6 protein-coding genes are annotated in these 8,127 nt (G+C 33.2%); 1 reads left to right on the top strand and 5 read right to left on the bottom strand.

All coding sequences use genetic code 11. From position 1 onward, the window contains the following. The first annotated feature begins 376 nt into the window (after positions 1-376). Positions 377-1,318 carry an IS110 family transposase gene (locus tag EVJ48_07125; GenBank protein ID RZV38413.1) on the top strand — a complete coding sequence of 314 codons (942 nt, stop codon included), beginning with the start codon at positions 377-379 and terminating at the stop codon, positions 1,316-1,318. Positions 1,319-1,605: 287 nt separating this feature from the next. Here the strand turns inward: EVJ48_07125 and EVJ48_07120 are convergent, their stop codons facing one another. The 5 genes from EVJ48_07120 to EVJ48_07100 all read right to left on the bottom strand — a co-directional run bounded on the left by EVJ48_07120 (position 1,606) and on the right by EVJ48_07100 (position 7,687). Beyond that, a complete protein-coding gene (locus EVJ48_07120) occupies positions 1,606-3,297 on the bottom strand; it encodes a hypothetical protein (protein RZV38412.1) in 1,692 nt (563 codons plus the stop codon). Between the two features lie 13 nt (positions 3,298-3,310). Then, positions 3,311-5,155 (bottom strand): hypothetical protein, encoded by a 1,845-nt coding sequence (locus EVJ48_07115; protein ID RZV38411.1) that lies wholly within the window; start codon positions 5,153-5,155, stop codon positions 3,311-3,313. Between the two features lie 226 nt (positions 5,156-5,381). Beyond that, the gene (locus EVJ48_07110) at positions 5,382-5,807 is read right to left on the bottom strand and encodes a hypothetical protein (protein ID RZV38410.1); all 426 of its coding nucleotides are present in this window, start codon (positions 5,805-5,807) and stop codon (positions 5,382-5,384) included. A 105-nt stretch (positions 5,808-5,912) separates the two neighbouring features. Further along, the gene (locus EVJ48_07105; protein ID RZV38409.1) at positions 5,913-6,839 is read right to left on the bottom strand and encodes a hypothetical protein; all 927 of its coding nucleotides are present in this window, start codon (positions 6,837-6,839) and stop codon (positions 5,913-5,915) included. Between the two features lie 170 nt (positions 6,840-7,009). Continuing rightward, positions 7,010-7,687: a prepilin-type N-terminal cleavage/methylation domain-containing protein gene (locus tag EVJ48_07100; GenBank protein ID RZV38408.1), complete on the bottom strand. Its 678-nt coding sequence runs from the start codon at positions 7,685-7,687 to the stop codon at positions 7,010-7,012. Positions 7,688-8,127: the final 440 nt, after the last annotated feature.

The following is an 8,127-nucleotide window of genomic DNA, read 5'->3' as shown; positions in this document are numbered from 1 at the left end:
AATAAATCTTGTATAATATACATAATATAATTTAATATACATATTTATTTAAGACGTTAGGGCGGGAGGGCGGGGATAATTAGGCCGCCGAAAATAATTAAAGCAGATTAAAATCTTACTTAGTTGAAAATTACTCCGCCTAATTGCTATAATGCATAACTTGATGAGATAAACGCAACATTAACAATTAGCATTTAAAAATTTAAGTTTTGGCAGTAAACGGCAGGTAGCAGAAAGTAATAAATCAAGAACTTATAAGTTCGTGTGTCAGCATTTTTCGCTACCGGCCTCATATTAAATAAAGCTCGAACAGTTGCCTGGGCTTATAAGCCCGAATCTTTGCAAGAATGAGTTTATTTAAAAATTGGAGGTATTTATGGAAGAATCTTTTTTTGGAATCGACGTATCAAAAGCCGATTTGGATCTATTTATCGTTCCGTCTAACAAAGTTTTAAAAACTACCAACGACGAAAAAGGCATAGAAGAAATAGTAAAAATAGCTAAAGAGCTAAAGCCTGCTTCTATCGTAGTAGAATCAACCGGAGTTTATCAGAACAATCTGGTTTTTTCTCTGCTAAAGGAAAATCTTCCGGTAGTAGTAACTAATCCGAGAAGGATTAGGGACTTTGCCAAAGCCAAAAACAAACTTGCCAAAACGGATAAGATTGATTCGGAAATAATAGCTTTATTCGCAAAAGAGATTAAACCCGAATACAGAAGCTTTAAAGACGAAACGCTTCAGGAACTTACGGCTTTGATTACAAGAAGGGATCAGTTAATCAATATGATAACGGCGGAAAAAAACAGGCTCGAAGTTTCCCATAAATCGGTTAGGAACGATATATTAAGAATCGTAAGAACCTTAGAGAAACATCTAAGGAGGATAGACGAAGACATAGACGACTTTCTTAAAAAAGAAGGCCCTATAAACCATAAATCGGATATTTTAAATTCGGTACCCGGGGTAGGCAAAATATTAACCACTACCCTTTTAGCAGTTATGCCGGAACTAGGTACTTTAAACAGAAAACAGTGCGCTTCTTTGGTAGGAGTCGCTCCGTTTAATAAAGACAGCGGCAAGTATAGAGGCAAAAAAAGCATATGGGGCGGAAGGTCGTTTATAAGAAAGATTTTGTATATGTCAACACTATCTTCGATAAGATTTAACGACGTAATAAGAACATTTTACGACAGGCTCGTATCTAAGGGAAAACCTAAAAAGGTTGCTATAGTCGCCTGCATGAGAAAATTAATAACGATATTAAACAGCATGATGAAAAACGATAAAATGTGGGATGCAACTATGTTATCTGCTTAATAAAATATTTGGAAATTTATAGAAAAAAATTAATTAAATTGAAATAAAATAACCAAAAAATGGATTTTATATTTTATTAATTATTTCAATAACTTACATTAAATATTTTACTTGACAAATAACACAGTTGCTGACACCTCTTTTCTTAACAAATTCTACGGTATCGGGAACACCCGCTTCTTTCGAAGCGCCCGCGCCTAATAAAAAAACAATATCCGGTTTTACATCCATTTTATTGCCTCATAATCTTAAAATTTAAAATAATAAAAATTTAAGTGCTTTTTATTTCACGGCATAATCCCGTTTTTATACACCATTATTACGTACGGAGCAAGCGTTCCTCTTCCGCTTGACCTTCCGTAAGGCTTCCCGAGCGTCCCTTGAAAATCTTCTATATAAACTTTTGAAGGTTTGCCGAATACTTTTATTATAGCCTGTCTGTCAAACCATATAAAATGTTCCGTATAAATTACAAAAAATCCTTTCTCTTTATACCATTTCTTATTGCAAAGCCATCTATACGGAACTATTCCGTTACCGCCGGAAATTAACTGCCTAACTTTTACTTTACCTTTGGTTTTAAGCGTAATTATAGAACTATCCCAGTAAGTTCCGTAACCGTATGTTAAATTATGCCTTATGAGCCATTTCCCTAAAGGCCTGACCGGACTTTTTGGAATAACGGCTAAAGAATTTAAGGTAAACGAACCGGCGTAAATCATGAAAACGAAGGCGACGGAGATTTCTAAAAAAACAGGTTTAAAATTTTTAACTTTTACGCCGTCTTTCTTTATAATATCTAAGGTTTTATTTTTCATAAAGCCGTTTATTACGTATCCAAAATTTCTTATAATAAGAATAAATCCGAAAACTGCTACTGGCATTAAATATCTGGAAGAAGCCTTATTTACGGGAATTTGACTCATTAAAAAACCTAAAGACATAAATAGCATTCCGCCTAACAGTAAAATATCCAGAAAATCATCATCTTTAAATTCTTTTACTTTTTTTACCGTAGTTTTAATTCCGTATATAAATATAATGAAACCCGTAATCTTAAAAATTTCTATAACTGTTTTTAATGAAAATAGATTTTTGCCGAATACTTTTATTCCCAAAAGATTTAACATTCCGTTTATATAAAAATAAAAGTTTTTTACGAAAAATTTTAAACGGACGAAGGCTATGGAAAGCCTTGAAGGAACAGTTACAAAACCGCCGTCAGCCTTAATTGCTAAAAATATTAACTCCTTAAGCAGATAAGCTGTTATAACGGATAAAACTATAAGCAGATACTTACCGATATTGTTATAATTTTCGTCTTTTCCAATAACTTCTTTGGCAATAAAAACAATGTTTAAAACTATCAAAGGAACTCCGCAAATTACGACGTTTACGTTATCGTTTGCAAAACCGGCGGTTAAAATTATAAAAGCTACCGTTAAAAATAAATAAGATAAACGCGAAGCCGTTTTTAAAAATTTATTAATTAATAGGAAAACTAAAAGAGAAACGATAACGGCGGAAAGATGCATGCCTTCCTGAAGCGCCCAGAAAGCTAAACCTCTTGAAGGAAATACCAAAAAAATTATGAATAAAAATAAACCGGTTTTAAATATTAAGCCGGCGTTGCCGTTTACTTCGTCTTTTTCACGCGGAATATAAAAACAGGCTATTAAAATAAATACGGCATATAAAAAGACGGGGACTGCGTGCATTATCAGCGGTCTAAAACCAAGCAGTTTAACAAAGGCGGCATTAACAAACATATCTATGGAATAAAACGGGTCAAGCTGGGACAGATAATATCCCCGTAAAATATAATTTCCTTTGGCTATGGCGTTTCCGGCTATAACTAAATAAGCGTTATCGGAATCCCCTCTCCACAGGCTTGAAATGTGAAAAAGAGCAATAAGCCAGAGCCCGAAAACGGCTAAGGCAAAGACGAAAATCAAACTTGCTTTTAAAATCTTTTTCATATTTTCATAATTGTTAAAATTTAAGTTTTAATATCATAATATTTTTTCCGTTATATATAACGCTCAAAATAGAGCCGTCCGGCTTTAATCCGCGCAATACTTCTTTTGCCCGCTTCTTGTCCCAGCCGTATTCCTGGGAAAGAAGATTTTTTTTAATTATAATATATCTTACCCCGATTACTTTAAGGTATTTAAAATTTCTTGCAATATCGGACGGGTCGCCGAGCCTGTTTATAACAATCTGATTAATGCCGTTTCCGTTGTAATGAATACCTTTAAGGCTGTAAAACCTCTGGGGCAGGTATTTTTTGTAAAGGTCGTGGAAACCGTATCTTATTATATAGCCGCCTATCATCGGCTTATCGTAAATAGTCTGTTCGTACATTTTAAACCCGCCCTGCATAAAAGGAATAGTCAATACCGCCCCGTAAGGCTCTTTTTTAAGAATATATACGCCTCTCGATGCCTTTTCCGCCCTCATCTCGAACGGACTGGCGGAGTATCCCGCAAGAGTCCCCGCAAAAATCAATATAACCATAATCCCGCTTAAAGCTTTTTTAATGCTTCCGCCCGCTCTCTCGTTTGTTTTAATTTTACCGCCTAAATAATCAAAAAACGCCTTAATCCCGTATGCGCATACTATCCCGAAAAACAGATACCCTATTATCATATACCTGCCGGACTCCTGAATATCTTTAATAACCGGCATAATATCCAATAAATACACAAACGGGTCGAATACCCTTATGTTGTTTACGATATGGATTAAAGGGGACAGGCTCATTAATACGAATAATATAAAAGCGGATAGATAGAATTTTAATTCCTTATCTTTAACGCTTTTCATTTTTATTACCGCTATTATAAAAAATACAAGCGGGATATATCCTAAAAAATCAACGGAATTTGCGCCCCTGTACATAATGGGGTAAATCCCGTTAAAATAAATCGCTTTGGTAAAATTAATCAGCAGACGGTTATAAAACGGCGGCGTAAAAAAGCTTATTATGGTCGAGGAATATGCCTTAGACCAGAAAAGATTGGGATTAAAGTTTAAAAGACGCGGTTTAAAATATACATAATAAAAAGCGGGCAGAAGCAAAGGCGACGATACTATAACAAAAGATAAAATCATTACCGATAGATATTTTAAATACCGCCGGTTAAGCGCGGGATTATTCAGCAGGGATTTTATTTTACGGCTTATATCGTTTACAGGTTTGGAACTTTCAGGACCTTTTATTAAAGACTTTCTATAATCCGAGTAGTTTGAAATATATTTATATAAAATAAAAAATACGGAATATAAAAATAAAATTGCGGTAAACTCGTAAAAACCGGCATACGTGGCTAAAAAAAGCCCCAGAGCCGCGAGCAGGGCGTTTTTTAGGTTAGGGTTTCTATAAAGCCTGTTAAAAAATAGTATATATAAAGGAATACCGTATGCGCTCCAGATGTTTATATCCCCCCACCTTGCCTGCTCTATTAAAATAGGAGAAAACGCAAATATAAGACCCGCAAAAAACGAAGCGGTTCTGCTGCAGACCGTATCATAGGCTAAAAGATAAGCAAAATACGCGTTTAAAATAGAAGCCGCTAAGAAAAGAACGTTAAACGAAAGTATTAAGTTTTTTGTAAAAAAATATATTACGGAAGCTATTACGGCGTTAACGGGCATGGCGGTCGTAACATATAAAGGAACGCCGTGCGGGTAATAAACTAAATGCGTAAAATAGGGCAGTTTGTGAAGAATAAAAACGGAACGGTAAAACTCCCAGAAAAACCAAGCCATTAAGTATTCGTCCCCGCCGTTTCCGGGCATAACGGACGAAAAATGCAGGATTAAAGGGTATGTCATATATACCCATATTAAGAAATAGAGGAAAATTATCGAAATGTTTGAAAGAAACGATTTTTTCATCGTATTTTCTTTTCTTTTTATAATTTAATTAAAATTCCATAAGTATTACGCAAATGTTAAATTATATCATAACGATTATATAAAAAATAAATAAAAAAATAAAAACTCCCGACCACGGCAAACGCAGTCGGGAGTAAGAGAATAAATAAATCTGGCACCCTTTTTATTCGCTAGACAATTCAAATGAACTTTGTATCATAACATTTGTTTCTAATATTATATTTCTATTATCAAAAACAAGATAGTAAGTTCCAGGATTAACTAACCATTGGATACTTCCCTGCCTAACTTTACCAGTAGTATCAATATATGAAAAAGGATACTGTCCAAGCCTAAAATATTCGTACGGAGTTAAAAGATAAACTGTTATATTTTCGGTGGTAATAAAGCTACCCCTTAATATTTCGTTGCTATAAACTTTAAATTTAATAGATTCAGCCGCACCTGCGCGAATTCGATATATTGTCTGCGATGGTATCAATGTATTATTATTATAAGCAAAAGACTTAGCGGGAGCAAAAAAAATAATCATTCCCATAAAAGCAAGTATAAAAGTTATACTATTTAAAAACCAATAAGGTTTACTCATAGTGCCTGTGCCTCCTTCTACAATATTGACAATATTCTATAAATAAAAACCCCCGACCGCGTCAAACGCAGTCGGGAATAAATGAATAATTAAATCTGACTTTAATTAAATTAATTTGCACTTTCCCTTAAATTTATTTGCTCCCGTATTTATCAATCCGTCTATTATATCAATACAATCTTCGCCTATGTCTTCTGATTTATTAAGTTTGCCTAAATTAGATTGAAATTCTTTAAGCTTTTCTTCCAATTTATTATTACAATTATAAGATATAATATTGTAATCATTTATCGAGTTTTCAGGAATCTTTCCAAAAGAATTATTGGGATCCTGTAATTTAATTAAATCATAAAAAATTGAGATTGCATAATCATGTCTCGGTAATAAATAATACATATCTCTATTTTCTTTATTTTGTTCTTTTGTTTTTTCTATTTCCATATATATAAGTTGCAAAATTTCACAGACATTTTTAATAAAGTCAGGTATAACGCTCTTTGCCTCTCTCTCAAAATCTTTAAGTTTATCTGATAGTTCTTTAAAATGGTTTTCTATATCGGCATACAATTTTTTATCAATCTTAGGTTTATAATCCAAGTTAGAAGAATTGGGGTTAACGGTATTAATTAAAAAATTCCCTTTATTGTAACTATAATTTAATATAGAAAAATTATTTAAAAAATATTCGTAATTGAAAGTCATTTTACAAGCCGTTGCTAAATCACTTTTCGTCTTTTCAACATCAGGCTCATAACGAAGATTAAAAGTAGCTGACAAATTATTATTAATACTTCTAATTATTTCATTAATATTTGTTAAAAAACTACTATTCACATCTTCTAATACAATTTTAATTGATTTTAAATTTTCTTTGTGTTTATTAAAATGAGCTATTCTGTCATCCTGTTTTAATTTATATTTATGACGAATTACTAGTCCGAGAATGAATAATATAATTGGTACTATTATGATTTGTAAAAGAATTATAAACATTTTTTTAATATCATTCCCATATAGTGTTATAAATTTCATTAATTCTATTATAAAAATAAAAACTTCCGACCACGGCAAACGCAGTCGGGAGTAAGAGAATAAATAAATCTGACACCTTTTTTGCCGACTGCGTCAAACGCAGTCGGGAGTAAGATAATAAATAAATCTGACACCTTTTTTTTATTATAAATAAATCTGACACCTTTTTTTTAGTAAGCTGTTCCCGTAATTAATGTAGCTTTAGTGGTGTAATCGTTTACCGCAAAAGCTTGTAAATTAGAACCTGTAAAATTGGCCACCGCTAAAGCGGTATAGCCTGGTCCACAAGCAGCGTTTGCAGGAGTAACCCAAGGCGTAGTCGTTGAAACAGGAACAGCGGTATTGGCTGCTGTAGCGGAATTGACTTCATAGTAAAAATACAATGTTCCTTTAGGCAAAAAGCCAATATCTCCAAATCCGCCTTTAGCTGATACAAGAGTTGCTCCAGCCGGCTGTGTTCCCCCTGTGGGTTCCGTAGTGTAACCGCCGTAAGTTTCTAATGTATAATTTACACATTGAAATGGTGGAGTGTCAATATAATATGAAGTGCCGACAGCATAGAACGGATGAGTAGATGTAGCTGCGGTATTTGAGAATGAAGTAATAGCATTTGTTCCGCTATTGGCTGCTAACCCCGCGCTGATGTAAGTCGAATTCGTCGCGTTAAACGCCGTTTCGTCCGTGAAAATTGCGCCAAGGTTCGTGGACGCTTCCGAATCCTTTGCGCGGTTGACGTATGACAAATACGTCGGAATCGCTATCGCCGCCAAGATACCGATAATGGCGATGACGATTAAAAGCTCGATCAACGTAAAACCTTTCTTTCCTTTTAATCTGTTAATGTTCATTTTTGTTACCTCCTTAAAGCTTAATGATTTATTTAATTAGTAAAATCTTTAAATATGTACCCAAAATTAACCCCATTAGCAATTTTATGCTTAAAATAATTTAATAAAATCAATATGTTACATATATGCAAAATAGGGTGAAACCCTTCTTTCCCTTTAATCTGTTAATGTTCATTTTTACTGCCTCCTTAAAAAGTTAGATATGTTAATTTAGTTAATTTAATCCGCAAACAATTATTTTATTTTTTTATTTGTTTTTACTTTATACTTTATATTATAGATAAGCATATTTTATGCCAAAGCATAAAAAAGTATTAAAATTACCTTAACCTATTCATTTTAATAGCGCTTATATAAAATCTCAATAAATTAATATTCTTTCTTAAAATATGTTATTTGACAAAAATTGTCAACCGCTAATTAATAAATTCCTTAAAATG

Source organism: Candidatus Acidulodesulfobacterium acidiphilum (assembly GCA_008534395.1).
GTDB classification, from domain to species: domain Bacteria; phylum SZUA-79; class SZUA-79; order Acidulodesulfobacterales; family Acidulodesulfobacteraceae; genus Acidulodesulfobacterium_A; species Acidulodesulfobacterium_A acidiphilum.
Note: the sequence above shows the minus strand (reverse complement) of the source record. Positions and strands in the feature narration are given on the sequence as shown.

Excerpts from the sequence above, each read along its gene's own strand:
- EVJ48_07125 (RZV38413.1), top strand. The coding sequence starts at position 377 with ATGGAAGAATCTTTTTTTGGAATCGACGTATCAAAAGCCGATTTGGAT.
- EVJ48_07120 (RZV38412.1), bottom strand. The coding sequence starts at position 3,297 with ATGAAAAAGATTTTAAAAGCAAGTTTGATTTTCGTCTTTGCCTTAGCC.
- EVJ48_07115 (RZV38411.1), bottom strand. The coding sequence starts at position 5,155 with ATGACATACCCTTTAATCCTGCATTTTTCGTCCGTTATGCCCGGAAAC.
- EVJ48_07110 (RZV38410.1), bottom strand. The coding sequence starts at position 5,807 with ATGAGTAAACCTTATTGGTTTTTAAATAGTATAACTTTTATACTTGCT.
- EVJ48_07105 (RZV38409.1), bottom strand. The coding sequence starts at position 6,839 with ATGAAATTTATAACACTATATGGGAATGATATTAAAAAAATGTTTATA.
- EVJ48_07100 (RZV38408.1), bottom strand. The coding sequence starts at position 7,687 with ATGAACATTAACAGATTAAAAGGAAAGAAAGGTTTTACGTTGATCGAG.